Here is a 25,744-nt window from a genome sequence, read left to right on the forward strand (position 1 = left end):
CATGCGCGCGGCCCTTGTTGGACTTGCCCTTACTTTTGCGCCTCTGAGCCTTGCTGCACAGATCGCCCCTGCCAGCGACCGCCCCGCCGTTCTGGTGGCCGATCAGGTGTTCATTACCCGTGATAAGGTCTTGGTCGCGCAGGGCAATGTCGAAGCCTTCCAAGGTGAGACCCGGCTGCGTGCCACGGCGATCCGCTATGATCAGGCCACAGGCGCGCTCAGCATCGAAGGGCCGATTGTGCTGTCGGAGGGCGAGAATACCACGATCCTCGCCGATGCGGCCTCCCTTGATGCGGGGTTGCAATCGGGGCTGCTGCGCGGCGCGCGTATGATTTTGGAGCAGCAGTTGCAGCTTGCCGCTGTGCAGATCAACCGTGTCGAAGGGCGCTATAGCCAACTCTACAAAGCTGCCGTAACGTCCTGTAAAGTCTGCGAAGATGGCGAAACACCGCTTTGGCAGATCCGCGCCAAACGGGTGGTGCATGACCAACTGGCCCAGCAGCTCTACTTTGACGAGGCGCAGTTTCGCATCAAGAATGTGCCGGTCGCCTATCTGCCGCGCCTGCGCCTGCCCGACCCGACATTGGACCGCGCGACCGGCTTTCTCGCCCCCTCGGTGCGCTCAACCTCGCAATTGGGCGTGGGGCTGAAACTGCCCTATTTCATCAAAATGGGCGATCACCGCGATCTGACGCTGACGCCCTATCTTTCCGCCGAAACTCGCACGCTTGAATTCCGCTACCGTCAGGCTTTCGTCTCTGGCCGGATCGAATTTGACGGCGCGATCACCGATGACGAATTGGAGCCGGGTGAAACCCGTGGCTACCTGTTTGGCACCGGCACCTTCGATCTGCGGCGGGACTACAAACTTTACTTCGGGATCGAGGTCACCAGCGACCGGTCCTACCTCAGTGACTACGGCTATTCCGACAAAGACCGCCTGACCAGCGAGCTAACCGTCAGCCGCGCGCGGCGGGATCAATATGTGCGCGCAAGCCTGCTGAACTACCAGTCGCTGCGCGATGGCGAAGACAATGATCTGTTGCCCAATCTGGTCTTGGACGGCGAACACCAGCGGCGCTATTTCCCCACGTCACTTGGCGGCGAAGTTCGTCTGACGCTTGAGGCCCATAGCCACCGCCGGGCCTCTGATCTCAGCACCGATGGCGACGGCGATGGCGAAGCCGACGGGCGCGATGTGTCGCGGCTCAATGCCGAGGCTGAATGGCTGCGGCGCTTTACCTTTGGCAACGGTCTGGTCACCGATCTCCGGACCGGGGCGAGCTTTGGTCTGTTCAACATCGCGCAGGATGCCTTTTACAGTGAGCGGCACTATGACCTCGTCCCGCATGCCTCTGTTGCATTTCGCTACCCCATGCAGCGCCGCGAGGCGCGCGGTGTGGTGCAACAGTTCGAACCGATTGTGCAATTCGGCTGGACCGGGGGTGACCGGCTCAACATCCCGAATGAGGAAAGCACGCTGGTCGAATATGACGAGGGCAACTTCCTATCGCTCAGCCGCTTTCCGCGCCCCGACCGGCGTGAACGCGGTGCGGTCGCGGCCTTTGGTGTGAACTGGGCGCGGATCGATCCGACCGGGTTGGATAGCAGCTTTTCTTTTGGGCAGGTCATCCGGGCCAAGGCCGACGATGCTTTCACCTTTAGCTCGGGGTTGCAGGGCACCCATTCAGATTTCCTTCTCGCCGGGCAATTGCGCAGCGACGACGGTATGGCGCTCATTGGCCGCGGGTTGATCGATGATGATTTCGAAGTCGCCAAGGCCGAGCTGCGCGGCATCTGGGATTTCAAACGCGGGCAGATCGCGGGCAGCTATGTCTGGCTGCAGGAGGATGCCGCAGAAGACCGCGATGAGAATGTGTCAGAGATCACCTTTGACGGCAGCTATTCGATCAACAGCCAATGGCAAGCTTCGGCCGAATGGCGTTTCGACCTTGCCGATGAACGCGCGGCGACAGCGGGTCTTGGCCTGAGCTACAACAATGAATGCGTGCAGGTCGACCTTTCCGTTAACCGCAGCTATTCATCCTCAACAAGTGTTGAGCCCTCAACGGATATCGGTTTTAACATCGGCCTCAGGGGCTTTGCCGCCAACACCGGAACAGAAAGATACGTACGCTCATGTGGGAAGTAACGAAACAGACAGTCCGTGCCGGGATCCGTGGCACTGCGGCGCTCGCCCTTGCGTTGGTCGTCGGCCAATCCGCGGCGGCGCAGAACCTTTTTGCGCCCGTGGCCCGTGTCAACGATGAGGTCATCACCGGTTACGAAGTCCAGCAGCGGCAGCGTTTCATGCAGTTGATCGGCGCACCGGGAACGGATACCAACAGCGTGATCGACAGTCTGATCGACGACCGGCTGCGCGGGCAAGTGCTTGACCAAGCTGGGCTCGAAGTCACGCCAGAGGGCATTCAATCCGGCATGGCCGAATTTGCCAGCCGCGCGGATCTGACGACCGAGGAATTTCTTAAGGTTCTGGGTCAGGCGCAGATCTCGGAAGAGACCTTTCGTGACTTCATCGTGATCAGCGCCGCGTGGCGTGACCTGATCCGCGCGCGCTATAATGGCCGCGTCGACATCACCGACGAAGAGGTCGATCGCGCCCTTGGCAGCAGCCGGGGCAATAATGGCCTGCGCGTGCTTTTGTCCGAGATCATCATCCCCGCCCCGCCGCAGAACGCCGATCAGGTGAATGCGCTGGCCGCGCGGATCGCGCAGAGCCGCTCTGAGGCTGAGTTCTCCTCCTATGCGAGCCAATATTCCGCCACCGCCTCGCGCGGGCGCGGCGGCAAGATGCCTTGGACCCCGCTTGAAAATCTGCCCGCCAGCCTGCGCCCGATCCTTCTGGCGCTTGCCCCCGGTGAGGTGACGGCCCCGCTGCCGATCCCCAATGCCGTGGCCCTGTTCCAGCTGCGCGGCATCGAGGAGACTGGCAAGCCCAGCGTTGAATATTCCGAGATTGACTACGCCGCCTATTACATCCCCGGTGGCCGGTCCGAGGCCGCCCTGTCGCGCGCCGCGCAACTGCGCGGTCAGGTGGACCAGTGCGATGACCTCTATGGCGTCGCCAAGGGCCAGCCCGCCAATGTGCTCGACCGCGGTTCAAAGGCACCAGCAGAGATCCCGCAGGACGTGGCCATCGAACTGGCCAAACTCGACCCCGGCGAAGTCTCGACCACGCTGACCCGTGCCAACGGGGAGACGTTGGTGTTCCTCATGCTGTGCAACCGCACCACGGCGGCCAATGCTGATGTGAACCGCGACGCGGTGGTAAGCTCAATCCGGCAGCGCAAGCTTGAGGGCTACGCCACGCAACTGTTGGAACAGGCCCGCGCCGAAGCCCGTATCACCCGCCAATGAGCAGCCCCTCCCGGCCGGTGGCCATCACCTGCGGTGAACCCGCAGGTATCGGCCCAGAGATCGCCGCCCGTGCTTGGGCGGCGCTTTCGTCTGACATCCCGATGTTCTGGATCGGCGACCCGCGCCACCTGCCCGATGATGTGCCGCACCGTTTGATCGACAGTGCGGATGATGTCGGCGGGCTAAGTGCCGATGCGCTGCCTGTGTTGTCGCACGCTTTTGACAGTGCCGCGCTCGCCGGGGTGCCGCAGCCCGGCCATGCGCAGGGGGTGATTGACGTGATCGCCCGCGCGGTCGATCTGGTGCAAACGGGGGCCGCCTGCGCCATCTGCACTGCGCCGATCCACAAAAAAGCCCTGCAAGACGGCGCGAACTTCGCCTACCCCGGCCATACTGAATATCTCGCAGCACTGGCAGGGGTTGAGGATGTGGTGATGATGCTGGCCTCCGACCAGTTGCGCGTCGTGCCTGCCACGATCCATATCGCGTTGGATCAGGTGCCGCAGGCGCTGACAGCCGCAGGGCTGCGCCGCACCATTGAGATCACAGCGCAGGAATTGCAGAGCCGTTTCGGCGTTGAACGTCCGCGCATTGCTGTGGCCGGGCTGAACCCTCACGCGGGCGAAGGCGGCAACATGGGGCAGCAAGAGATCGACTGGATCGCGCCGTTGATCCTTGAGATGCAAGGCGAAGGCTACGCGCTAGCCGGGCCGCTGCCCGCCGATACGATGTTCCACGCCCGCGCCCGCGCAGGCTATGACGCGGCGGTGGCGATGTATCACGACCAAGCGCTGATCCCGATCAAGACTCTGGACTTTGACCGGGGGGTGAATGTGACGCTGGGGTTGCCTTTCGTGCGCACCTCGCCCGATCACGGCACCGCCTTTGACATTGCGGGCCAAGGGCGCGCCAACCCGACCAGCATGATCGAAGCGATCAAACTGGCATGGCAGATGGGCCAAAAAACATGAGTGCAATCGACAACCTTCCGCCGCTGCGCGAGGTGATCAACACACACGAACTGGCCGCGCGTAAATCGCTCGGCCAGAACTTCCTGCTGGACCTGAACCTCACGGCCAAGATCGCGCGACAAGCAGGCGACATGGCCGATTGCGACGTGCTGGAAATCGGCCCCGGCCCCGGTGGCCTCACCCGAGGTCTGCTGGCCGAGGGCGCGCGGCACGTGCTGGCGATCGAGAAGGACCGCCGCTGCCTGCCCGCGCTGGCCGAGGTGGCGGAACACTACCCCGGTCGCCTAACCGTCATCGAAGGCGACGCGCTGGAGATCGACCCGCTGAGCCACCTGACCCCACCGATCCGCGTGGCCGCCAACCTGCCCTATAATGTCGGGACCGAGTTGTTAGTGCGTTGGCTGACCCCACCGCAATGGCCCCCGTTTTGGCAAAGCCTCACGCTGATGTTCCAACGCGAAGTGGCCGAGCGGATCGTGGCGACTCCCGGCTCCAAAGCCTATGGGCGGCTCGCCGTGCTGGCCCAGTGGCGCAGCGATGCGCGGATCGTCATGCAATTGCCGCCGGGGGCTTTCACGCCGCCGCCAAAGGTATCGTCGAGCGTGGTGCATCTGACCGCCCTGCCCGAGCCGCGCTATCCGGCTGATCCTGCCGTGCTCAGCCGTGTGGTTGCCATGGCGTTTAACCAACGTCGCAAGATGCTGCGCTCGGCCCTCAAGGGCGCCGCGCTGGATATCGAAGATCGCCTTCACGCCGCCGGGCTGAAACCCACCGACCGGGCCGAGCAGGTGCCGCTTGAGGGCTTCTGCGCCCTAGCCCGTGAAATCGCCAAGGGGTGAAAATGTTCTACCGTCTATTGCTCGTCTGCACCCTGCTGCTGACGCTTTCCGCCTGTGCCTTGCCCCGCAACGGGCCACCCCCACTGGGGAGTGAGGCCGATATTTCGGCGCTGACCCGTGCCATTACAGAGCTTTCTCCCAGTGTGGACCCGGCAGAGGCCGCCCGTGCGGCGCGGATCGCCTACCGTCATACCCATGAGCTGGCGATTGCCTATCAAATCACCGACCCGCCGCTGATCCATAACGTGAAGGTCAACAACGGCAGCAAGCCACGGGGCCTGTGTTGGCATTGGGCAGAGGATCTGCAGAAACGGCTGCTGGCCGAAGGTTTCGCCACGCTCGACATGCACCGCGCCATCGCCAATGGCGACTCGCGGTTGTTGCTGGATCATTCGACGGCCATCATCTCGGCCGCAGGTGCCCAGATGGAGGCAGGGCTTGTCCTTGATCCATGGCGGCAGGGCGGCGAGTTGTTCTGGTCGCCGGTCATGAGCGACCCGCGCTACGACTGGGAGCCGCGTGAAGAAGTGCTGCGGCGTAACGGGCGTGTCAGATATGTGCAGGCGGGGATGGAAGGGTAAGCCCTCCCCGCGCGCCCTACCAATGTCCCACACGAAAAAGCCCCGCAATTTGCGGGGCTTTTTGTTATTCTGCGGCTTTGGCGGTGTCGTTACCGTCGCCATCGCTGCCATTGTCCTGCGGCTGAGCCTCTGCCGCTTTCGGCTTGGGCTTGCGACGCGGAGCGCGTTTCGGCTTGGGCTTGCTTTCGGGCGTGTCGACCAGCGTGCTCTCTTCGCTGTTCGTCTCGGCCTCGGCTTGCTGCTGCTGCGCAGGCTCGGGCTGTTTGTCCGCCTTCGGCTGATCGTCCTGCGACTGGTTGCCCTGAGACTGGCCGCCCTGCTGCGCCTCGCGCTCCTGACGCTCTGCGCGCTCGCGATCCCGCTCGGCTTGACGCTCACGGTTCTGGCGCTCTTGCTCTTCGCGGCGCTGATCCACCTCGCGCTGCGCTTCGCTCAGCAGACGCAGGTAATGCTCGGCGTGCTGTTGAAAGTTCTCGGCCGCAACACGGTCATTGCTCAACTGTGCATCGCGGGCCAGCTGGTTGTATTTCTCGATAACCTGCTGCGGCGTGCCGCGCACCTTACCCTCGGGGCCGGAGCTGTCAAAAACACGGTTGACGACATTGCCGCCGCCACCTTGCGACGAGCGTTTGCGGTTATTCTTCGACCGGGAGCGTGATCTGGGAGAATTCATGGAATGATGTCAGCCTTGTGTGCTGTGTGTCGTTCACCGGGGGGTGCAAAGCACGTCTTGAACCCGGCCTAAGCGATATGTTGGGCATAGTGCCGCGCGGGACCGCCTATGGCATCCACCGCTGCAACACCCCTGACTAACCATGCCAGACAGGCTTGGGCAAGAAGAAACTGCCGCTGAACCCGCCAAAGAGCCGTTTTTTCGCCATTTCACGCCGGTTTATCGGCTGAAACGACCCTCGGTCGCCCATCCAGATCATGCGCCAGGGTTACCCGTCCCCAGCCTGCGGCGGCAAAGATTTCCTGCACCGCTTCGCCCTGTTGCCAGCCGATTTCGACCATGACCCGGCCTTCGGGCGTGAGATAGCCCTGCGCCTCGGCGGCGATGATGCGGTAGATGCTCAGCCCGTCCTGCCCATCGGTCAGTGCCATTTCAGGCTCGTGCTGAAGCAATTCCGGAGAAACCGCTGCCATTTCATCGGCAGCCAGATAGGGTGGGTTCGACAAGATCAGATCAAAGCGCCCATCAACGGCGCTGAACCAATCGGATTGACGGATGTCGGCCCGTTCGGCCACCCCATGCTGCACCGCATTGGCGCTGGCCTGAAGGCAGGCGGCTTCGGAAAGGTCAACGCCCAGCCCCGTCGCGCGCGCCCTTTCGGCCAACAGGGTGACGAGGATACAGCCCGACCCGGTGCCAAGGTCCAGAATGCGGGTGAAATCATTGCCGAGGGCCAGATCAATCAGTGTTTCCGTCTCAGGCCGCGGGTCAAGCACATCGCGGCTGATCGCAAAGTCGCGGCCATAGAATGCCCGCCGTCCAATGAGTTGTGAGACCGGCACCCTCACGGCCCGCAGGGCGATGAGCTGCTCAAACCGTTCGGCGACCTCGGGGGCGATTTCCTCGGGCGCGATCAGGGTCACGCGGGCGGCATCCACGGCGGCGGCATGGGCCAACAAAAGCCGCGCATCCCGCGCCGGATCGGGCACGCCTGCGGCACGAAGCCGTCCGGCGGCAGCGGCCATGGCCTGGGCAGCAGTCTGGGGGCTCACCCCTCCATCTCCGACAGTTGCCGTGCTTGGGCGTCGGCGGTCAGCGCATCGACGATCTCATCCAGATCGCCCTGCATCACGGCCTCAAGACGGTAGAGCGTCAGGTTGATCCGGTGGTCGGTCATCCGCCCTTGTGGGAAGTTGTAGGTCCGGATGCGCTCGGACCGGTCGCCGGTTCCGACCTGCGCCGCGCGGTCGGCGGAACGTGCGCTGTCAATCCGGCTGCGCTCCATGTCATAAAGCCGCGCTTTGAGCACCTGCATCGCCTTGTCGCGGTTGCGGTGCTGGGATTTCTCGGATGAGGTCACCACGATCCCGGTTGGGATATGGGTGATGCGCACGGCGGAATCGGTTGTGTTGACGTGCTGCCCACCAGCGCCCGAAGAGCGCATCGTGTCGATCCGCAGGTCGTTTGCGTTGATCTCGATGTCCACGTCCTCTGCCTCAGGCAGGACCGCCACAGTGGCCGCCGAGGTGTGGATGCGCCCGCCGCTTTCGGTCGAGGGCACGCGCTGCACGCGGTGCACGCCGCTTTCGAACTTAAGCCGGGCAAAAACGTTCTGCCCGGTGATATGGGCCACGACTTCCTTCACGCCGCCCAATTCGGTCATCTGGCTTTCGATGAGGTCGAACCCCCAGCCACGCGCTTCGGCATAGCGTTGGTACATGCGCAGCAGATCGCCCGCGAACAGCGCCGCCTCATCGCCGCCCGTGCCGGGGCGGATCTCCAGCATCGCGGGTTTCGCATCGGCGGAATCGCGCGGCAGAAGCGCCAGTTGCAACCCTTGCTCCACCTCCGGCAGACGGGCGCGCAGACGCGGCAGTTCTTCGCGGGCAAGCTCGGCCATCTCGGGGTCTTTCAGCATTGCTTCGGCCTCTTCAAGGTCGCGCTGAAGCTGCTGGTAAAGATCAATTTGATCCACCACCGGCTTGAGATCGCTGTATTCCTTGGCGAGGGCTGCAAAATCGGCCCCATCGGAGCCCGCAGACATGCTGGCCTCCAGAAACTGGAAGCGTTGCGAGATTTGCGCGAGGCGGTGCATCGGGATCATGGGGTTCCTGTCGCTTATGCAAAAGCTTTGGTCAAGAGGGGGCTTATGCTATCATGGGCTATGAAACGCATCATGCCGCTCACCTGCCTTGTGGCCCTGACGGCCCTGCACCCTGCCCTTGCGGATGTCAAAGCGCCGGGCGGCAAGACGATTGATTGCTATTGCACCAACAGTACCGGCGCCCGTGTGGAACTGGGTGAAACCATTTGCCTACAGGTCGGAGGGCGCATGTTTATGGCGCAATGCCAGATGTCGCTTAACGTGCCGATGTGGCGCGAGGTGCAGCAAGGCTGCCTGTCATCGCGTCTCGATCTGAGCGAGCCAACCGTTGACCCGTTTGGCATTGACGCCCAGATCTGACCGCCCAAACCGCGAGCGGCCATAGACCTCAATATAGCGCGGGTTTTCACCGTAGACGCCGATGGTGGTGAAGTCGGGATAGCCCATTAGCTTGGTACGGGTTACGTAAGTGACGTGCCCCTCGGCCAGTGATCCGGCGACGACCTCGGTACGCGGGGTCTGCATGATTGCACGGTCGAGCTGCGCCAAGGTCTCTTGCCCGTCGCCGTCAACCGGTGCGCGCCAGATATAGCTGTTGGTGCCTTGGGTCTTGCCCATCTTTTGCCCTTCGGCCTGCGCATGCCAACGCGCGGTGTCGGTTGGCGCAAATCGGACATAGGCCACCAAGGCGACGAGGGCGATCACGATGATCCAGAACAGCATTTTAAGCACCTTTCAAAGGTCGGCGATTTGAGGCGACGCAGGTGGTCGCGGTGAGGTGGGCGGCCCCCAAGCCTGAGGGCTACCCGATGAAGTTGTGGCCTTCGCTCACGCGGTTCTCATGCGGTGGCCCAGCAGCGACAGAATCTCGGTCGCGACATGCGCGCCCGCAATCGCCGTCGCGCCTGTGGTGTCGAAGGGCGGAGAGACCTCAACCACATCGCCGCCCATGATGTTGATCCCGGCCAGATCGCGCAGCATGATCGAGGTCTGCGCCGCGGTCAGACCGCCCCAAACCGGCGTGCCGGTGCCGGGGGCAAAGGCCGGATCAAGCGCGTCGATGTCGAAGGTCAGATAGCAAGGTCGATCGCCAAGGATCTCTTTGATTTTGGCCACGGTCGCCTGCGGCCCCTTCTCATGCACCTCACGTGCGTCGATGATATTGACGCCCATCGTGTCTTCGTTGGTGGTGCGGATGCCGACCTGCACGCTGGTCGCGGGATCGACGATGCCGGACTTCACGGCCTTGTAGAACATCGTGCCGTGATCGATCCGGTCCATGTCGTCATCAGCCCATGTATCCGTGTGAGCGTCGAACTGTAACAGGCTGATCGGACCGTATTTTTCGGCATAGGCTTTGAGGATCGGAAACGAGATATAGTGATCCCCGCCCAGCACGACCGAGGCCGCACCGGCATCCAGAATAGTCTTGATATGCGCGGTGAGTGCCGCCGGAAACTGGCTGACATGGCCATAGTCGAAAGCCAGATCGCCATAATCAGCGATGGCGAATTCGCTCAGCACGTCAAAGTCCCAGCCATAGGGCGCGTCGGGCGCTTGCAGCGCGCTTGCCTCGCGGATGGCGCGGGGGCCAAGGCGGGTGCCGGGGCGGTTGGTGACGGCCTGATCAAAGGGCACGCCGGTTACCGCGATGTCCACGCCGGTCAGATCCTTGGTGTATTTACGTCGCAGGAAAGAGGTCGCCCCGCCAAAGGTCAACTCATAGCTCGGCCCTTTGAGGTCCTCGCGGGTAAAGGCCATATCCATCTGTTTGGCCGCGTCTTCCAGTGCCATTACTTGCCTCCTGCTGGCTGTGCCCGCTCAACGATACGGGCGAAAAAGGATGCGCCGATGGGCGCGATCTCGTCGTTGAAGTCGTATTCCGGATGGTGCAGCCCCGCGCCCTCACCGGTCCCGAGGAACAGATAGGCACCGGGGCGTTTTTCAAGCATAAAGCTGAAATCTTCCGCGCCCATTTCGCGGCCATAGTCGCCATGCACGCGGTCCGCGCCCACCACTTCGCTTGCCGCCGCGATGGCGGTTTCGGTCTTGGCGGGATCGTTGACCGTGGCGGGATAGCCGACCTCATAGACCAGCTCGGCTGAGACGTCATAGCTTGCCGCCTGCCCGTCCACGATCTGCTGCATGCGGCGCATCACCATCTCCTGCACCTCGCGGTCAAAGGTGCGCACGGTGCCGTTGATATAGGCGGTCTCAGGAATGATATTGTCGGCGCTTCCGGTGTGGATTTGCGTGACCGAGACCACCAGATCCTGTGCCGCGAGATGATTGCGGCTAACGATGGTCTGGATTGCCGTGGCGATGCCACAGGCCGCCACCACAGGGTCGCGGGTGTCATGGGGCATCGCGCCATGGCCCCCTTTGCCCTTGATGTGAATGTGAAACTCGTCCACCGCTGCCATGAATGGCCCCGGGGTGGTGAAAAACGCGCCTTCTTCCAGCCCGGGCATGTTGTGGATGCCGTAGACCTGCGCGATGTCGAACCGCTCCATGATGCCTTCTTCGACCATGATACCAGCGCCGCCGCTGGCCTCTTCAGCGGGTTGAAAGATCAGGGCAACGCGGCCCGAGAAATTGCGTGTTTCGGCCAAGTAGCGGGCGGCGCCCAGCAACATCGTTGTATGCCCATCATGCCCGCAAGCGTGCATTTTGCCCATACGGGTACTGGCGTAGTCCTTGCCCGTCGCTTCATGTATGGGCAGGGCATCCATATCGGCGCGCAGGCCGATCGTGGGCCCTGCGCCCTGCCCGTTGATGATCGCAACCAGCCCGGTTGTCGCGATGCCTTCGTGCAGTTCATCGACGCCAAATTCCCGCAGCCGTTCGGCGACAAAGGCCGCCGTCTCATGACATTCCAGATCCAACTCAGGCATGCTATGCAAATGGCGCCGCCACGCTGTCATATCCGCCGCAAAGGCATTGATGCGGTTTACCACGGGCATGGGCTGGACTCCTCGGGGTTGGTTTGGTCAGGGTGCATCTGACACCAGACATACGGGGCCTGCAATGCCGGACAACACAAAAGCCGATCTCATTCACGATTCCGATGCGGGCATTGAGCGGCTGCTTGAAATCATGCGCCGCCTGCGCGATCCTGAAACCGGTTGCCCTTGGGATATCGAACAGGATTTCGACAGCATCGCCCCCTATACCATTGAAGAGGCTTACGAAGTTGCCGATGCCATCGCCCGTCGCGATTGGGCGGAATTGGAGGGCGAGCTGGGCGACCTGTTGCTGCAATCGGTCTATCACACCGCAATGGGCGAAGAAGCAGGGCATTTCACCTTTCAATCTGTGGTGCGCAATATCAGCGACAAGATGGTTGCGCGGCACCCGCATGTCTTTGGCAACGAATCCCGCGACAAAAGCGCCGAACAGCAAACCGCCGATTGGGAAAAGATCAAAGCCGCAGAGCGCGCTGGCAAAGCACAAGGCGGCACGTTGGACGGGGTGGCGATTGGCCTGCCCGCCCTTCTGCGGGCTATGAAACTGCAAAAACGCGCTGCGCGGGTGGGGTTTGATTGGCCTGAAACGACACAGGTGTTGGATAAGATCACCGAAGAGGCCGCCGAATTGGTCGAGGCGAAGGACGAGCTTTCGCAGACGGAGGTCGAAGAGGAATACGGCGATCTGCTCTTTGTCATGGCCAATCTGGGCCGCCACCTTGGGCTTGATCCCGAAGCCGCCCTGCGCGCTGCAAACGCCAAATTCACCCGCCGGTTTGAGGGGATCGAAACGCGGCTCGCGGCCATGGGCAAAACCCCAAAGGACAGTGATCTGGCCGAGATGGATGCGCTTTGGGATGCCGTGAAACTGGCGGAACGCGGCTAATCGCCGGGCCTGCGGCTGGACAAAGACATGAGCCTCCGGCAAGGCTCTGCCCCAAGCAATTTCACGAAAGTAAGCCCATGACCCTGCGCAAAATCATTATCGACACCGACCCCGGACAGGACGACGCCGTCGCGATCCTCCTTGCGCTGGCCAGCCCCGAAGAGATTGACGTGCTGGGCATCACCTGTGTCGCGGGCAACGTGCCACTGGACCTGACCTCGAAAAATGCGCGCATCGTTTGCGAATTGGCAGGGCACCGGGATGTAAAGGTCTTTGCCGGTTGCGACCGCCCGCTGGGTCGCGACTTGGTGACGGCAGAACATGTGCACGGCAAGACCGGCCTTGATGGCCCCGACCTGCCCGACCCCACCATGCCGCTGGCCGAGGGGCATGGCGTCGATTTCATCATCGAGCAGGTCCGCGCCCATCCTGCAGGCAGCGTGACCCTCTGCCCTTTGGGGCCGCTCACCAATATCGCGACCGCCCTGCAAAAGGCGCCCGATATCGCCGAAAAGGTGCAAGAGATCGTGCTGATGGGCGGCGGTTATTTCGAAGGAGGAAATATCACCCCCACGGCGGAGTTCAACATTTACGTCGACCCGCATGCCGCTGATATCGTGTTTAAATCCGGTATTCCCATCGTCGTGATGCCGCTTGACGTGACCCATAAGGCACTGGTCACCAAACCACGCAACGATGCCTTCCGCGCGATTGGCACGCCGGTGGGCGTCGCCGTGGCCGAGATGACCGATTTCTTCGAGCGGTTCGACAAAGAGAAATATGGCTCCGAAGGCGCGCCGCTGCATGATCCTTGCGTCACCGCCTATCTAATCAATCGTGACCTGTTCAAAGGCCGCCACATCAACGTCGAGATCGAGACCGAGTCTGAGCTGACCATGGGCATGACCGTAGCCGATTGGTGGGGCGTGACAGAACGCGCGCCCAACGCGCTTTTCGTGGGCGACCTTGATGCCGATGGGTTCTTTGCGCTGCTCACCGAAAGGCTGGCCCGTCTATGAGCGCACATCTCACCCTCGGCGCGCCTGAGCATCTTGATAAATTGGTCGGGCTGGTCACGGCCTTTCACGCCGAAGCGGGCATTGAGATGACCGACGAGCAGCGCCGCAACGGGCTGGCGCCGCTGCTGGAGGGGATCCCCCATGGGGCCGCCTATCTGATCGGACCGCCCCGTGCGCCGATTGGCTATGTGGTGATCTGTTTCGGCTGGTCGGTTGAATTTGGGGGGCTGGACGCCATCATTGATGAAATCTACGTCCGTCCCGGCGTGCGAGGGCGCGGCATTGCCTCGGAAGCGCTGATCGCCCTGCCACGGGCGCTTGCCGCGGGCGGGTTGCGCGCCATCCATCTTGAGGTAGACCGCACCAACAAAGCGGCGCTCAAAGTCTACACCCGCGCGGGCTTCCGCCCCCGCGAGGATTACATGCTTATGTCTCGGAAACTGTGATGCGTATTCCCTTTGATAACAGCTATGCCACCCTGCCCGACGGGTTTTTTACCCGGCTCGACCCGACGCCGGTAAAAGAGCCCAAGCTCTTGGTATGGAACGACGATCTGGCGGCGTCGCTGGGAATCAAAGGCGGCGATGCAAAGACCCGCGCGCAGGTATTCGGCGGCAATCAGGTGCCCGCAGGGGCGGCCCCCTTGGCGCAGCTTTACGCCGGGCATCAGTTCGGCAACTTCAACCCGCAACTTGGCGATGGCCGTGCGATCCTGCTGGGTGAGGTCATCGACAGCGAGGGCAATCGCCGTGACATTCAGCTTAAAGGTTCCGGCCCGACGCCCTATTCGCGTATGGGCGATGGCCGCGCTTGGGTGGGGCCGGTGCTACGCGAATATCTGATCAGCGAGGCGATGCATGCGCTCGGCGTGCCGACCACCCGTGCCCTCGCTGCTGTCGCCACTGGGGAGCCGATCCTGCGCGAAAGCGGCCCTCTGCCCGGCGCCATCGTCACCCGCGTCGCCGCAAGCCATCTGCGTGTCGGCACCTTTCAGGTCTTTGCCCATCGCGGTGAGACGGAGGCGCTCAAAACCCTGACCGATTATGCCATCGCGCGACACTACCCAGAGGCCGATGGCCCGCTTGGCCTTTTGCGCGCGGTCTGTGCCGCGCAGTCAGAGCTGGTGGCACAATGGATGTCCTTCGGCTTTATCCACGGTGTGATGAACACCGACAATTGCAGCATCTCAGGTGAGACGATCGACTATGGCCCCTGCGCCTTTATGGATGCCTTTCATCAGGGCCGCGTGTTCAGTTCCATCGACCGGCAGGGCCGCTATGCCTACGGCAACCAACCGCAGATCGTTGTGTGGAACATGGCGCAGCTTGCGACCTCGCTTTTGCAGCAGATGGGCGACAAAGAGACCGCCGTCGAAGACGCCACCGAAATCGTCCACGACATGCCCGAGTTGATCGAAGCCGCATGGTTGCAGCGTTTTGCGGCCAAAGTCGGCATTTCCGATCCTCGGCCCGAGGATGTGGATCTGATCAATGAACTGCTGAGCCTGATGCAAACGGACGGCTCGGATTTCACCAACACGTTCCGCGCCCTTGGGACCGACCAAGCGCGTGATCACTTTACCAACCGCGATGCCTTTGACACATGGGCCGAAAACTGGCGCAGCCGGATCAAGGATGAGCCGGACCCGCAGGCGGTCATGCAGGCGGCGAACCCCGCCGTGATCCCGCGCAACCACCGGATTGAGCAGATGATCGAAGCCGCCGTTGCGGGTGACATGGCCCCGTTCGAGCGCTTGATGACTGCGCTGGCGACGCCCTTTGAAGAGATCGATCCCGAGCTTCAGCGCCCGCCGACCGAAGGCGAGATCGTCCCGGCGACCTTTTGTGGCACCTAAAGCCTAGCGCACTCGGGGTTTGCGGTTGATCAGCAAGGCGAACCAAAAGGTGAGCCCGATGTCCTCCGACAGGATCTTCCGGCCTAAAAGCACCGCAAAGACCGCAGCCACGCGGGCCGGATAAGTCAATGGCGCGCTGTGGTTGCCACAGCGCGCCATTGGGTCGTTCAACTTTTAAGTGCCGGCTTAGGCTGCCTGCTGGCCACCCGGCTTCCCGCCGCCGCCACCGCGCCGACGGCGACGACCGCCGCTTGGCTTGCCAGCGCCTTCGCCCCCGCCACCACCACCGGGACGACCACCGCCGCCACCGGGACGGCCACCGCGCCCACGGCCACGGCCTTTGGGTTTGGAGGGCTCATCGATCACTTCCCACGGACGGCCCGAAGCCACGGGGATCGAGATGCCCATGGTCTTTTGAATCGCTTTCAACTCGCCCATTTCATCCGGTGCGCAGAAGGCCACGGCAGCGCCGTCTTTGCCCGCCCGCGCGGTCCGGCCAATCCGGTGCACATAGTTGTCGGGGACATTCGGCAGGTCGAAGTTATAGACGTGTTTCACATCCGGGATATCGAGGCCACGGGCCGCCACATCGGTGGCCACCAGCACAGTGATGTCGCCATTTTTGAAACCCGCAATCGCGCGGTCACGCTGACCTTGGCTTTTGTTGCCGTGGATTGAAGCGGCGTCAAAACCGGCTTTGACCAGTGTCTTCATCAGCTTTTCCGAGCCATGTTTCGTACGGCCAAAGACCAGCGCGCGCTCGCCTTTGTGCTTGGCCAGCAGTTCTTTCAACAGTTCGGTCTTCTCGGCCTTGGCGATGAAATGCACCTCTTGGGTCACCTTGTCCGCCGCCTTGCCGGGAGGCGAGACTTCGATGCGGATCGGGCTGCTGAGATAGCTGTTGGCGATCTCATTCATCAACTTGGGCATGGTCGCCGAGAACAGCATCGTCTGACGCTCTTTCGGGATCAGGTTCGAGATTTTGCGCAGGTCATGGATGAAGCCCATGTCGAGCATCTGGTCGGCCTCATCCAGCACAAGGAAGGTCGTCGTGTCGAGCTTGACCGCGCGGCGGTCCAGCAGGTCCAGCAGACGGCCCGGTGTGGCGATTAACAGATCAACACCGCGCTCCAGACGCTTGATCTGCGTGTTGATCGACTGGCCGCCGACAACCATCGCCACTTTGATCGGCGTGCCTTCGGCATAGCCGCGCAGGTTCACGGCGATCTGTTGGGCCAGCTCGCGGGTCGGGGCAAGCACCAGCCCGCGCACAGAGCGCGGCGCGGGGCGGCCTTCGAGTTCCATCATCTGTGCGATAAGCGGCACACCAAAGGCCGCCGTCTTGCCGGTGCCGGTCTGGGCAAGGCCCATCACGTCGCGGCCATTCATGGCTTGGGGGATTGCTTGTCGTTGGATCGGGGTTGGATCTTTCAGACCCATTTCATTCAACCGGGCCACCAGTTTCTTTGGCAGGCCCATCATGTCAAAATCGCTCATTCGTTCACTTTCCGGCACGCAGGAGCGCGCGCCATCCTTAGTCGCCGCGCCCAATACAGGCGCCACGGGGTCGCGCAAGCCAGATCGCGGGCGCAGGCCACATGCCTCACACCCGTCTGTCGCGCTTGGCCCCACGCGTGATTTTGGGAACATCGGCGGGCCTTGTCGTCAGCATCCAGTGGCCCCTCATGGGACTTGGCGCTGATACTGCTCACGCGGCAGAAGGCTTCGCTTGACCCCCACATGGGCTGCGCGCGGGCAAAAGTCAACCGGCAGGGTTCAATTGCGGTGGCGTCTGGCCGCGCTAGAATGTTAGGAACGTGGTCCGACGGACGAAGGGCGAAACGATGCGCAACCCGATCATCAAACGGTGCGAGGCCATGGGTCTGCGCATGACAGGTCAACGCCGGGTCATCGCGCAGGTGATTCACGACAGCGACGACCACCCCGATGCCGAAGAACTGCTGGCCCGCGCCACTGAGATCGACAGCGGCATCTCGATCGCCACGGTCTACCGTACGGTCAAGCTGTTCGAAGAAGCGGGCATCCTCGACAAATTGGAATTCGGCGATGGCCGGGCGCGCTATGAAGATGCGCAGCGCGAACATCACGACCACCTGATCGATGTGAACTCGGGCGAGGTGATCGAATTCGTCGACGCGGAAATCGAAGAGCTTCAGGAACGTATCGCGCGTAAATTGGGTTACAAACTGCAGGGGCACCGGATGGAACTTTACGGTGTGCCAATCAAAAAGGATGACCCATGACCGACCGTGACCGCCCGCTTCTGGCCGTGTTGATCGACGCCGACAATGTCCCAGCCAAACATGCCGCAGCCATCATGCGGGAGGTTACGACCATCGGAGAGCCCGCCCTGCGCCGCGTTTATGGCGATTGGTCGAATGACCACCTTAAAGGTTGGAAAGCCCCCATCCGTGAGCTCGGTCTGGTGGCCCATCAAGAGACCGCGAACACCAAGGGCAAGAACGCCAGCGACATCGGGCTGGTCATTCAGGCGATGGACATTCTGCACAGCCGCCGCTTCGATATCATCGTGATCGTCTCGTCCGACAGTGACTTCACCGCGCTGGTGAACCGCCTGCGCGAGGATGGGGTGACGGTGATCGGCATCGGGGAGAAGAAAACCCACGATTCGCTGCGCAACGTCTATAACCGTTTCATCCTGATCGAAAACCTCGACGGAGCAGAGCCGGACACAACGTCACGCGCCAGCGCCAAGGTGGCCGACGCCCTGCCCCTGTTCAAAGCGGCGATGGACAAGATCGACACCGAGGACGATTGGTACAACCTCGGTCAGATCGGCCAGACCATTCAGGCAGCGCATCCGGATTTCGACAGCCGGACATACGGCCATGGCAAGCTGAGCGCCTTGGCGGCGGACCTGAAAGCACTGGAGACGCGCAAGACCGGCAACCGGTTGATGGTGCGCCTGAAACCCTAACGCCTGCGTATCATTCGGCGGGATGCTTTTCGCGTCGGGACGCGCGGGCGAGCATGGCGGGCAACAGCACGCTCAGCACGACCAGCCGCATGATGTGACATGCCGCGACAAATCCCGGCACGACAGCCAGTACAGCACCAAGCGCGATCATCGTTTCAAGCCCTCCGGGTGCAAACGCCACCAGCACATGACCGAGCGGCATGCCAAGCGCCCAAGCCACTGGCACAGCGCCCAGACCCGCAAGCCCGACAGCAACGCCGGTAATCGCCAGCCCTGCACCAAGTCCGCTGACAAACCGTGCAGGCGTGATGCCCGAGAACCGCGTGCCGATAAGACTGCCCAGCACCAGATAGGCGATGAGGGTCAGCCAACCCGGCAGAACACCGGTTTCCAGCTTGGTCAAATGCGCGATGGCAGAGACGACCATCGCCCCCATCAGCAGCGGTGCTGGCACCGAAAGACGGGTGAAGATCAGCCCGACCACGACCGCAGCGGAAATCATCACCACGATAGAGATAACGCCCATTCCCGCGCCCACCGGGGCGATATTACCAGTCATGTCGACGCCCATCAGCAGCGCAGCGAAGGGCACAACAATGGTCAGCGCCAAAAGCCGGACCGACTGCGTAATCGAGATCCGCGCCACGTCCGAGCCACCATCGCTGGCAATCGCCATGACAAAACTCAGATGCCCCGGGGCCGAGGCCAAAAGCGCTGAGCGCGCATCAAAACCGAAATAACGGGCGAGCATCCAACGGCAGGCGGCCATAATCCCCCAGATCACCCCGGTCATAAAGACAAAGGCCAGTGGCCAGCGCACCATGGCGTTGACCGCATCTTGGTTAAAGCCTGCACCTACGGCGATGCCCAAAACCACAAAACAGGCGTCCCGCAGCCGCGGGTCGACCGCCGTGCGCAGACCGGCCAGCCCCAGACCACTCACTGCGATCACCGGCCCCAGCAGCATATAGACAGGCGCGTTGAGCCACCAAAACAGCAACGCGCCGAGCGTGCCAACCCCAAGGGTCAGCACTGTGTCGCGCGGGGCAAGGGAACGGGTCGGCCATCTCATGCCATAGGGCTAGCACCCCGTCGCAGCGGGCGCCAGAGCCACACGCATGACGCGCATTTCGGGCCCTTGCCCTTTCTTCGCAAAAGGTTCATGGGCGGCTGGCAATACCACGGGCGAAAGGGCCTTATCATGGACAATTTGCGCGGCGCGATGCTGATGGTGCTGGCCATGGCCGGTTTCGCCATTGAGGATATGTTCGTCAAACTGACGAGCGATGCCCTCCCCGTGGGGCAGATCATCGCGCTGTTGGGCGCGGGCGGCGGGGCGATCTTTGCCGTGATCCTGCGCATTCAGGGGCGGCGTTTGTTCTCTGCGGATATGCTCACCGGGCCGATCCTGCTGCGCGCCGTGGGGGAGGTGCTGGGCACCCTGTGTTTCGTGACCGCCATCGTGTTGACGCCGCTCTCCTCGGCCTCTGCTATTTTGCAGGCGACCCCGCTGGCCGTGACCCTTGGTGCGGCGCTGTTTCTGGGGGAACCCGTCGGCTGGCGCCGTTGGAGCGCGATTGTCGTGGGTTTCCTCGGCGTGCTGCTGATCGTCCGCCCGGGGTTGGAGGGGTTCAACGCGCTGTCGCTCTTTGCCGTGGCAGGTGTCATCGGCCTTGCGCTGCGCGATCTGGCGACGCGCAAGGTCCCCAAAAGCATCAGTTCCATGCAGCTTAGCTTTCTTGCCTTTATCGTGCTGGTCCCGGCAGGGCTGATCCTGATGCTGGCCGCTGGCACCCCCGCCGCCATGCCCGGCGGGGCCGAGGTGGTCTATCTTGCCGCCGCGATGGTGATCGGTGTGATGGCCTATTACGCCATCGTGGCGGCCATGCGCGTGGGCGAAGTCAGCTTCGTCACGCCCTTTCGTTACATGCGGATGCTATTCGCACTGGTCGCGGGGATCGTGGTCTTTGACGAATCCCCCGACACGCTGACGCTGGTGGGGGCCGCGATCATCATCGCCTCGGGGGTCTATACCCTGCTGCGCGAACGCAAAATCACCCCCCGGCCCCGCCGCGGTCTTTCCAAGCCGGGCCTGCCGGGGTAAACCGCTGCAAACCCGAACATGAGGACAAAGCCCATGAGCACGATCATCGACATCCACGCCCGCGAAATCCTCGACAGCCGGGGCAACCCGACGGTCGAAGTCGACGTTATCCTCGAAGACGGCACAATGGGCCGCGCCGCGGTTCCCTCCGGTGCCTCAACAGGCGCCTATGAAGCGAACGAGCGCCGCGATGGCGACAAGTCCCGCTACATGGGCAAAGGTGTGTTGGAAGCCTGCGCCGCCGTGAACGGCGAAATTGCCGAAGCGCTGGTGGGGATCGACGCGACCGAGCAGGTCGAGATCGACGAGATGATGATCGAACTCGACGGGACCGAGAACAAATCCCGCTTGGGCGCGAATGCTATCTTGGGCGTGTCGATGGCCGCCGCCAAGGCCGCCGCAGATTACTGCACACAGCCGCTCTACCGCTATGTTGGTGGCACCACCGCCCGCGTCCTGCCGGTGCCGATGATGAATATCATCAACGGCGGCGAACATGCCGACAACCCGATCGACATTCAGGAATTCATGATCATGCCGGTCGCTGCGGACAATATCCGCGAGGCCGTGCGCATGGGTGCCGAAGTTTTTCACACGCTGAAGAACGAGCTTTCCGATGCGGGTCTCTCGACCGGGATCGGCGATGAAGGTGGTTTTGCCCCCAACATCAGCTCTTCCCGCGATGCGCTTGATTTCATCCTGAAGTCGATCGAAAAAGCGGGCTACAAACCCGGCGAAGACATGTACCTCGCCCTCGATTGCGCGGCGACGGAATACTACAAGGACGGCAAATATGTCCTTTCCGGTGAGGGCAAGACCCTGTCGAGCGAAGAGAACGCCGACTATCTAGCAGCCCTCGTGAACGACTATCCGATCATCTCCATCGAAGACGGCATGGCCGAAGACGATTGGGACGGCTGGAAGGCGCTGACAGATGTCTTGGGCGGCAAGGTGCAATTGGTGGGCGATGATCTTTTCGTGACTAATCCCGCGCGTCTGTCCGACGGCATCAAACGCGGCTGCGCCAATTCCATGCTGGTGAAGGTCAACCAGATCGGCACCCTGACCGAGACGCTCAAGGCTGTCGATATCGCGCATCGCGCGGGGTACACCAACGTGATGTCGCACCGCTCGGGCGAGACGGAGGATGCCACGATTTCCGACCTCGCCGTGGCGACCAACTGCGGTCAGATCAAGACCGGCTCGCTGGCGCGCTCTGACAGGCTGGCGAAGTACAACCAGTTGATCCGTATCGAGGAAATGCTGGGCGAGACCGCACAATACGCGGGCCGCTCGATCCTGCGCGGCTGATGTCTGGCATAGACATTCGCCCTGTCACCACCGCTGCGGATCTCGCGGCGGTGGTCGACCTTTGCTGGGCTTACCGCGACTTTCTCTACACCTTCGCCCCGACCGAGCGGCGGATTGTTGAGACCTTCTATCCGCAAGACAAATACAGCGTTCTGATGGACCGCTTGGCCGAGGAACACGCCCGCCCGCGCGGCATCATCCTACTGGCGGAACGTGACGGCATCCCTCTGGGCTGCGGCATGTCCCATGCGCTGAGCGATACCGAGAGTGAGATCAAGCGCGTCTTTGTGACGGATGCCGCCCGTGGCACCGGCGCGGGCCGTGCAATCTGCCAAAGGCTGATTGATCAGGCGCGGGAAGATGGGTTTGAGAAGGTCTATCTCGACACTTCCATCGCCTTTGCCCCTGCCCGCGCGCTCTATGCCGCGCTTGGGTTTGTTGAGCGGGGGCCCTACCAGCCGATGCCCGATTTCGCCCGTAAGGCGATCTGCTTTTATGAACTGCCTCTGACCGGTGCCGCCGCACTGTCTCGGTAGCGCATGAAAAGGGGCGGAAGTTCCCCCGCCCCTCATTCTTCAGTCCACTGCCTTCATCCCATTGGCGATCAGCCGGCGAATAGCTGGAGGAACTTTTGTTTCGAATACCCCAGCCGCAACGCGCCCCGGTCGGACAGACGCGGCGCAATCCGCATCCGGATGATATCCTTGTCACTTTTCAGCGCCGCGCTGAGGCGTAGAACGGCATCGACTTGCCGTTGGGGCCGGGGGCGACCTCCTCGATCATACCGACCAAGACGCGGTCTTTGCTCCAGACCGGTGCGCCGATCAGCGTCGTAATGTTGATTGTCTTGGCAGAGAGTGCACTGCTGTCGGCCACGCCCGTCGCCCGGCCTGCGGTGGCCCCGGGAACAGGGTCTTGACCGCCCGTGCCGGCACCGCCGCTGCCTGAGCCGCCATTGCCACCAACCGAGACGCCCGCCCCGGCCCCGACACCATGACTGCCACCGACTGAGGCGCCGACGCCTGCGTTCACGCCGTTCCCGCCGCCGACTGAGGCGCCGACGCCCGCGTTCACACCGCTATCCCCCCCGACTGAAGCGCCGACCCCGGCCCCGACGCCACTGCTTCCGCCAACTGAGGCCCCGACGCCGACATCCGCGCCATCGTGACCGCCATGGCCGCCGACACTCACGCCGACCCCCAGACCGATTTCCGCCTGGGCTGTGGGCGCGAGCAAGATCGCCGCGGCCGTGATCGCCATGGAATTTTTAAAGCTTCTGGTTTGAAAGATAGCCATTTTGAATCTCCTTCTTTAGATCGGGGCCGGCAAGACCCAGCTCCTCCGCCAGCCAATGACCCCCATGCTATATTCACGCATTAAAATGGATTTTTGTTTCAATAAATTGCGAAAACGATAGATTTTTTGAAACTTTGTTAAAAATATGCCGCGATTGCCGCCTTGGCCGCCTGAGAACTGCACCCTGCTGCCTGATTGGACACCGTCCGGCATATTCCCGTCAAAATTGAAGTTTCAACGCTTGGTGCTCAGATTCGGCTGACGGTGCCGCCACCCACTGCGGCACGCACGCCCGTGGTGCCGGGGCATGAGGTCGGCAGGCCGCGCGCCACGCGCACGGCGAGATAGGCGAATGCCTGTGCCTCCAGCATATCGCCATCCAGCCCGATCTCTTCCACCGGGGCGACGGGGCAATCAAGACTGACATCCAGCATCCGCATCAACACCGGATTATGCCGCCCGCCGCCGGTGACATAGACCCGCTCGGGCGGGGCTGGGCAGTGCTGCATCGCCTCGGCCACGCCAGCGGCGCACATGGCTGTCAGGGTGGCACAGGCATCGGCGTCTGACAGTTCACCGACCAAGGCCACCATTTCCGCGAAATCATTCCGGTCGAGCGATTTTGGCGGCATGCGTGCAAAGTATGGCTCGGCAAGGAAAAGCTCCAACGCGCCATGTTCCACCCTGCCCCGCGCGGCCAGTTTGCCGCCTTCGTCGAAGTCTTGGCCAAGGCGGGCCTGCATCAAATCGTTGATCGGCGCATTTGCCGGGCCGGTATCGAAAGCAAGCAGCGCGCCTTCTTCTTCTGGGCGCGCAACGCGCGGATCGACCCAAGTGAGGTTGCCCACGCCGCCGAGGTTCAAAAAGGCCACCGGGCCTTCCCGCCCTGCAAAACGCGCGCAGGCATGATGAAAGAACGGTGCCAAAGGCGCGCCCTCTCCGCCCAGTTCGACATCGGCGCTGCGGAAATCCCAGACGACGGGCAAGTTAATGGTGCGCGCCAATAGCGCCCCGTCGCCGACCTGCAGCGTGCCCTGCATCCGCGGCGCATGGGCAAGGGTCTGGCCGTGGAAACCGACAAGCTCGACCCCGGGCTCATCTTTCAACAGATCATACAACAGCGCCAGATGCGCTGCCTCGACCGCTTGGGCTGCCGCCTCAACCTCACCCCCGTGCCATTTCCCGAATCCGGCGGCGATCACCCGGCGATCCTCAGCCGAATAGCTGCGATAGGCGCTGCGCCCAAAACTGGCGATGTCCCGCCCATCGGTGCGCAAAATAGCCGCGTCCACCCCATCCAGAGAGGTGCCCGACATCATTCCCAGAGCCGTCACCACACCGGTTCCGACATGTTGCCTGTGCATGGCCCTATTCATGGCCTTTTCCTTTGCCGCTCGTACGCATATAGATTGCCCCGCAATACAGTTTTGAGGCAAGTCACCATGACATACCATCCCAAATCGGAGTTCATCCACACGATGATGCAGCGCGGCTTTCTGGCCGATTGCACCGATTATCAAGGGTTGGACGACGCCCTTATGAATGGCGCAGCCCCCGCCTATGTGGGCTATGATGCGACTGCCAAATCGCTGCACGTGGGCCATCTGGTCAATATAATGATGCTGCGCTGGTTGCAGAAATGCGGCGGCAAGCCGATCACCCTGATGGGCGGCGGCACGACAAAGGTTGGCGATCCATCCTTCCGGTCGGATGAGCGCCCCCTGCTGACGCCCGAGGCGATCGACGACAACATTGAAGGCATTCGTCAGGTTTTCGCCCGCTACCTCGTTTATGGCGATGGGCCGAGCGATGCTTTGATGCTCAACAACGCCGAGTGGCTGGATGAGTTGAACTACCTCGATTTCCTGCGCGACATCGGGCGGCACTTCTCAATCAACCGGATGCTCAGCTTTGAGAGTGTGAAATCGCGGTTGGACCGCGAGCAATCGCTGTCGTTCCTTGAGTTCAACTACATGATTCTCCAAGCCTATGACTTTATGGAGCTTCACCGTCGCTACGGTTGTATCCTGCAGATGGGCGGCAGCGACCAATGGGGCAACATCGTCAACGGGATCGACCTGACCCGCCGCGTGATCGACGGGGAAGTCTACGGCCTGACCTCGCCCCTCTTGACCACCAGCGACGGCAAGAAGATGGGCAAATCTGCGGGCGGCGCGGTCTGGCTGAACGGCGATATGCTTTCGCCTTACGAGTTCTGGCAGTTCTGGCGCAATTGCACCGATGCCGATGTGGGCCGTTTCCTCAAACTCTACACCGAGCTGCCGGTCGATGAGTGCGACCGTCTGGGTGCGCTCGCCGGGTCCGAGATCAATGAGGCGAAGGTGCGACTGGCCAATGAGGTCACCGGCCTGCTGCACGGCGAAGAAGCGGCGCGCAACGCCGAAGCCACGGCGCGCGAGGTCTTTGAAAAAGGCGGTGTGGGCGATGACCTGCCCACCCTGACCCTCTCGGCGGCGGATGTGGGCGATGGCGTCTCTATCGTGCAACTGCTGGTGAAATCGGGCCTTGCTGGGTCCGGTAAAGAGGCCAAGCGCTTGATTGCCGAGAACGGCGCGCGGATTGATGACCAGCCGCTGACCGATGCGGGCATGATGCTGGATGCGGGCGCGCTGTCCTCTCCGATCAAGCTGAGCGCGGGCAAAAAACGCCACGCGCTGGTACAGGTCGGCTGATTGCCAAGGGGGGATGGCAACGGCCTTCCCCGCCCCCCGCCGCAACGGCATCGCTTGCATGGGGCGAGACTTCGTGTTGAACTGAACAAGCGTTCATATCGGGGGGAGC

At 62.3% G+C, this 25,744-nt stretch carries 26 protein-coding genes; 16 read left to right on the forward strand and 10 right to left on the reverse strand.

Annotated features, from left to right (window positions below; genetic code table 11):
* The first annotated feature begins 1 nt into the window (after position 1).
* The 5 genes from J3456_RS15415 to J3456_RS15435 are packed head-to-tail and all read left to right on the forward strand — an operon-like array spanning position 2 to position 5,769.
* Positions 2 to 2,152 (forward strand): LPS-assembly protein LptD, encoded by a 2,151-nt coding sequence (locus J3456_RS15415; RefSeq protein ID WP_349581008.1) that lies wholly within the window; start codon positions 2 to 4, stop codon positions 2,150 to 2,152.
* Positions 2,140 to 3,378 carry a peptidylprolyl isomerase gene (locus J3456_RS15420; protein WP_349581009.1) on the forward strand — a complete coding sequence of 413 codons (1,239 nt, stop codon included), beginning with the start codon at positions 2,140 to 2,142 and terminating at the stop codon, positions 3,376 to 3,378. The genes J3456_RS15415 and J3456_RS15420 overlap by 13 nt, the downstream gene beginning before the upstream one ends.
* Positions 3,375 to 4,349, forward strand: coding sequence for a 4-hydroxythreonine-4-phosphate dehydrogenase PdxA (pdxA, locus tag J3456_RS15425; RefSeq protein WP_349581011.1), 975 nt, complete (start codon positions 3,375 to 3,377; stop codon positions 4,347 to 4,349). Before J3456_RS15420 ends, pdxA begins: the two co-directional genes overlap by 4 nt.
* Positions 4,346 to 5,188 (forward strand): 16S rRNA (adenine(1518)-N(6)/adenine(1519)-N(6))-dimethyltransferase RsmA, encoded by an 843-nt coding sequence (rsmA, locus tag J3456_RS15430; protein WP_349581012.1) that lies wholly within the window; start codon positions 4,346 to 4,348, stop codon positions 5,186 to 5,188. Before pdxA ends, rsmA begins: the two co-directional genes overlap by 4 nt.
* 2 nt (positions 5,189 to 5,190) lie before the next feature.
* Entirely contained in the window at positions 5,191 to 5,769 is a 579-nt protein-coding gene (locus J3456_RS15435) for a hypothetical protein (protein WP_349581013.1), read from the forward strand.
* Between the two features lie 64 nt (positions 5,770 to 5,833).
* Here J3456_RS15435 and J3456_RS15440 read toward each other — a convergent pair whose 3' ends face one another.
* The 3 genes from J3456_RS15440 to prfA all read right to left on the reverse strand — a co-directional run bounded on the left by J3456_RS15440 (position 5,834) and on the right by prfA (position 8,546).
* Positions 5,834 to 6,442: a DUF4167 domain-containing protein gene (locus J3456_RS15440; RefSeq protein WP_259944150.1), complete on the reverse strand. Its 609-nt coding sequence runs from the start codon at positions 6,440 to 6,442 to the stop codon at positions 5,834 to 5,836.
* A gap of 209 nt (positions 6,443 to 6,651) precedes the next feature.
* The gene (gene prmC / locus J3456_RS15445) at positions 6,652 to 7,494 is read right to left on the reverse strand and encodes a peptide chain release factor N(5)-glutamine methyltransferase (RefSeq protein ID WP_349581014.1); all 843 of its coding nucleotides are present in this window, start codon (positions 7,492 to 7,494) and stop codon (positions 6,652 to 6,654) included.
* Positions 7,491 to 8,546: a peptide chain release factor 1 gene (prfA, locus tag J3456_RS15450; protein ID WP_349581015.1), complete on the reverse strand. Its 1,056-nt coding sequence runs from the start codon at positions 8,544 to 8,546 to the stop codon at positions 7,491 to 7,493. The genes prmC and prfA overlap by 4 nt, the downstream gene beginning before the upstream one ends.
* 60 nt (positions 8,547 to 8,606) lie before the next feature.
* Between prfA and J3456_RS15455 the strand changes: the two genes are divergently transcribed.
* Entirely contained in the window at positions 8,607 to 8,906 is a 300-nt protein-coding gene (locus J3456_RS15455; protein ID WP_349581104.1) for a hypothetical protein, read from the forward strand.
* Here J3456_RS15455 and J3456_RS15460 read toward each other — a convergent pair.
* The 3 genes from J3456_RS15460 to J3456_RS15470 form a co-directional block, all read right to left on the reverse strand.
* On the reverse strand, positions 8,844 to 9,269 hold the full coding sequence (locus tag J3456_RS15460; protein WP_349581016.1) for a DUF1499 domain-containing protein: 426 nt from the start codon (positions 9,267 to 9,269) through the stop codon (positions 8,844 to 8,846). The two genes, J3456_RS15455 and J3456_RS15460, sit on opposite strands and share 63 nt — an antisense overlap.
* 105 nt (positions 9,270 to 9,374) lie before the next feature.
* The gene (gene speB / locus J3456_RS15465) at positions 9,375 to 10,340 is read right to left on the reverse strand and encodes an agmatinase (protein ID WP_349581017.1); all 966 of its coding nucleotides are present in this window, start codon (positions 10,338 to 10,340) and stop codon (positions 9,375 to 9,377) included.
* Positions 10,340 to 11,509 (reverse strand): M20 aminoacylase family protein, encoded by a 1,170-nt coding sequence (locus J3456_RS15470; RefSeq protein ID WP_349581018.1) that lies wholly within the window; start codon positions 11,507 to 11,509, stop codon positions 10,340 to 10,342. The genes speB and J3456_RS15470 overlap by 1 nt, the downstream gene beginning before the upstream one ends.
* A gap of 64 nt (positions 11,510 to 11,573) precedes the next feature.
* Between J3456_RS15470 and mazG the strand changes: the two genes are divergently transcribed.
* The 4 genes from mazG (at position 11,574) to J3456_RS15490 (ending at position 15,272) form a co-directional block, all read left to right on the forward strand.
* On the forward strand, positions 11,574 to 12,398 hold the full coding sequence (mazG, locus tag J3456_RS15475) for a nucleoside triphosphate pyrophosphohydrolase (RefSeq protein WP_349581019.1): 825 nt from the start codon (positions 11,574 to 11,576) through the stop codon (positions 12,396 to 12,398).
* A gap of 77 nt (positions 12,399 to 12,475) precedes the next feature.
* The gene (locus J3456_RS15480; protein ID WP_349581020.1) at positions 12,476 to 13,417 is read left to right on the forward strand and encodes a nucleoside hydrolase; all 942 of its coding nucleotides are present in this window, start codon (positions 12,476 to 12,478) and stop codon (positions 13,415 to 13,417) included.
* Entirely contained in the window at positions 13,414 to 13,863 is a 450-nt protein-coding gene (locus tag J3456_RS15485) for a GNAT family N-acetyltransferase (RefSeq protein WP_067629022.1), read from the forward strand. The genes J3456_RS15480 and J3456_RS15485 overlap by 4 nt, the downstream gene beginning before the upstream one ends.
* The gene (locus J3456_RS15490) at positions 13,863 to 15,272 is read left to right on the forward strand and encodes a protein adenylyltransferase SelO (protein ID WP_349581022.1); all 1,410 of its coding nucleotides are present in this window, start codon (positions 13,863 to 13,865) and stop codon (positions 15,270 to 15,272) included. The genes J3456_RS15485 and J3456_RS15490 overlap by 1 nt, the downstream gene beginning before the upstream one ends.
* Positions 15,273 to 15,458: 186 nt before the next feature.
* On the opposite strand, the gene J3456_RS15495 is transcribed toward J3456_RS15490, so the two are convergent.
* A complete protein-coding gene (locus J3456_RS15495; RefSeq protein ID WP_349581023.1) occupies positions 15,459 to 16,769 on the reverse strand; it encodes a DEAD/DEAH box helicase in 1,311 nt (436 codons plus the stop codon).
* Between the two features lie 347 nt (positions 16,770 to 17,116).
* Here J3456_RS15495 and J3456_RS15500 point away from each other — a divergent pair, with 347 nt between their 5' ends.
* Positions 17,117 to 17,536, forward strand: a complete 420-nt coding sequence (locus tag J3456_RS15500; protein ID WP_067629018.1) for a Fur family transcriptional regulator — start codon at positions 17,117 to 17,119, stop codon at positions 17,534 to 17,536.
* Entirely contained in the window at positions 17,533 to 18,231 is a 699-nt protein-coding gene (locus J3456_RS15505; protein WP_120351010.1) for an NYN domain-containing protein, read from the forward strand. Before J3456_RS15500 ends, J3456_RS15505 begins: the two co-directional genes overlap by 4 nt.
* A gap of 10 nt (positions 18,232 to 18,241) precedes the next feature.
* On the opposite strand, the gene J3456_RS15510 is transcribed toward J3456_RS15505, so the two are convergent.
* Positions 18,242 to 19,303: an AbrB family transcriptional regulator gene (locus tag J3456_RS15510; protein ID WP_349581025.1), complete on the reverse strand. Its 1,062-nt coding sequence runs from the start codon at positions 19,301 to 19,303 to the stop codon at positions 18,242 to 18,244.
* 129 nt (positions 19,304 to 19,432) lie between these two features.
* Between J3456_RS15510 and J3456_RS15515 the strand changes: the two genes are divergently transcribed.
* The 3 genes from J3456_RS15515 to J3456_RS15525 are packed head-to-tail and all read left to right on the forward strand — an operon-like array spanning position 19,433 to position 22,182.
* A complete protein-coding gene (locus J3456_RS15515) occupies positions 19,433 to 20,335 on the forward strand; it encodes a DMT family transporter (RefSeq protein ID WP_067939274.1) in 903 nt (300 codons plus the stop codon).
* Positions 20,336 to 20,368: 33 nt separating this feature from the next.
* A complete protein-coding gene (gene eno, locus J3456_RS15520) occupies positions 20,369 to 21,646 on the forward strand; it encodes a phosphopyruvate hydratase (RefSeq protein ID WP_349581026.1) in 1,278 nt (425 codons plus the stop codon).
* Entirely contained in the window at positions 21,646 to 22,182 is a 537-nt protein-coding gene (locus J3456_RS15525) for a GNAT family N-acetyltransferase (protein ID WP_349581027.1), read from the forward strand. Before eno ends, J3456_RS15525 begins: the two co-directional genes overlap by 1 nt.
* A 178-nt stretch (positions 22,183 to 22,360) precedes the next feature.
* Here J3456_RS15525 and J3456_RS15530 read toward each other — a convergent pair whose 3' ends face one another.
* Positions 22,361 to 22,942, reverse strand: a complete 582-nt coding sequence (locus J3456_RS15530) for a hypothetical protein (RefSeq protein ID WP_349581028.1) — start codon at positions 22,940 to 22,942, stop codon at positions 22,361 to 22,363.
* A gap of 248 nt (positions 22,943 to 23,190) precedes the next feature.
* On the reverse strand, positions 23,191 to 24,318 hold the full coding sequence (locus tag J3456_RS15535; RefSeq protein ID WP_349581029.1) for an anhydro-N-acetylmuramic acid kinase: 1,128 nt from the start codon (positions 24,316 to 24,318) through the stop codon (positions 23,191 to 23,193).
* A 66-nt stretch (positions 24,319 to 24,384) separates the two neighbouring features.
* Between J3456_RS15535 and tyrS the strand changes: the two genes are divergently transcribed.
* Positions 24,385 to 25,635, forward strand: coding sequence for a tyrosine--tRNA ligase (gene tyrS / locus J3456_RS15540; protein ID WP_349581030.1), 1,251 nt, complete (start codon positions 24,385 to 24,387; stop codon positions 25,633 to 25,635).
* Positions 25,636 to 25,744: the final 109 nt, after the last annotated feature.

Origin of the sequence: Sulfitobacter sp. NFXS29 (assembly GCF_040148765.1) — a bacterium.
Taxonomy (GTDB): Bacteria; Pseudomonadota; Alphaproteobacteria; order Rhodobacterales; family Rhodobacteraceae; genus Sulfitobacter.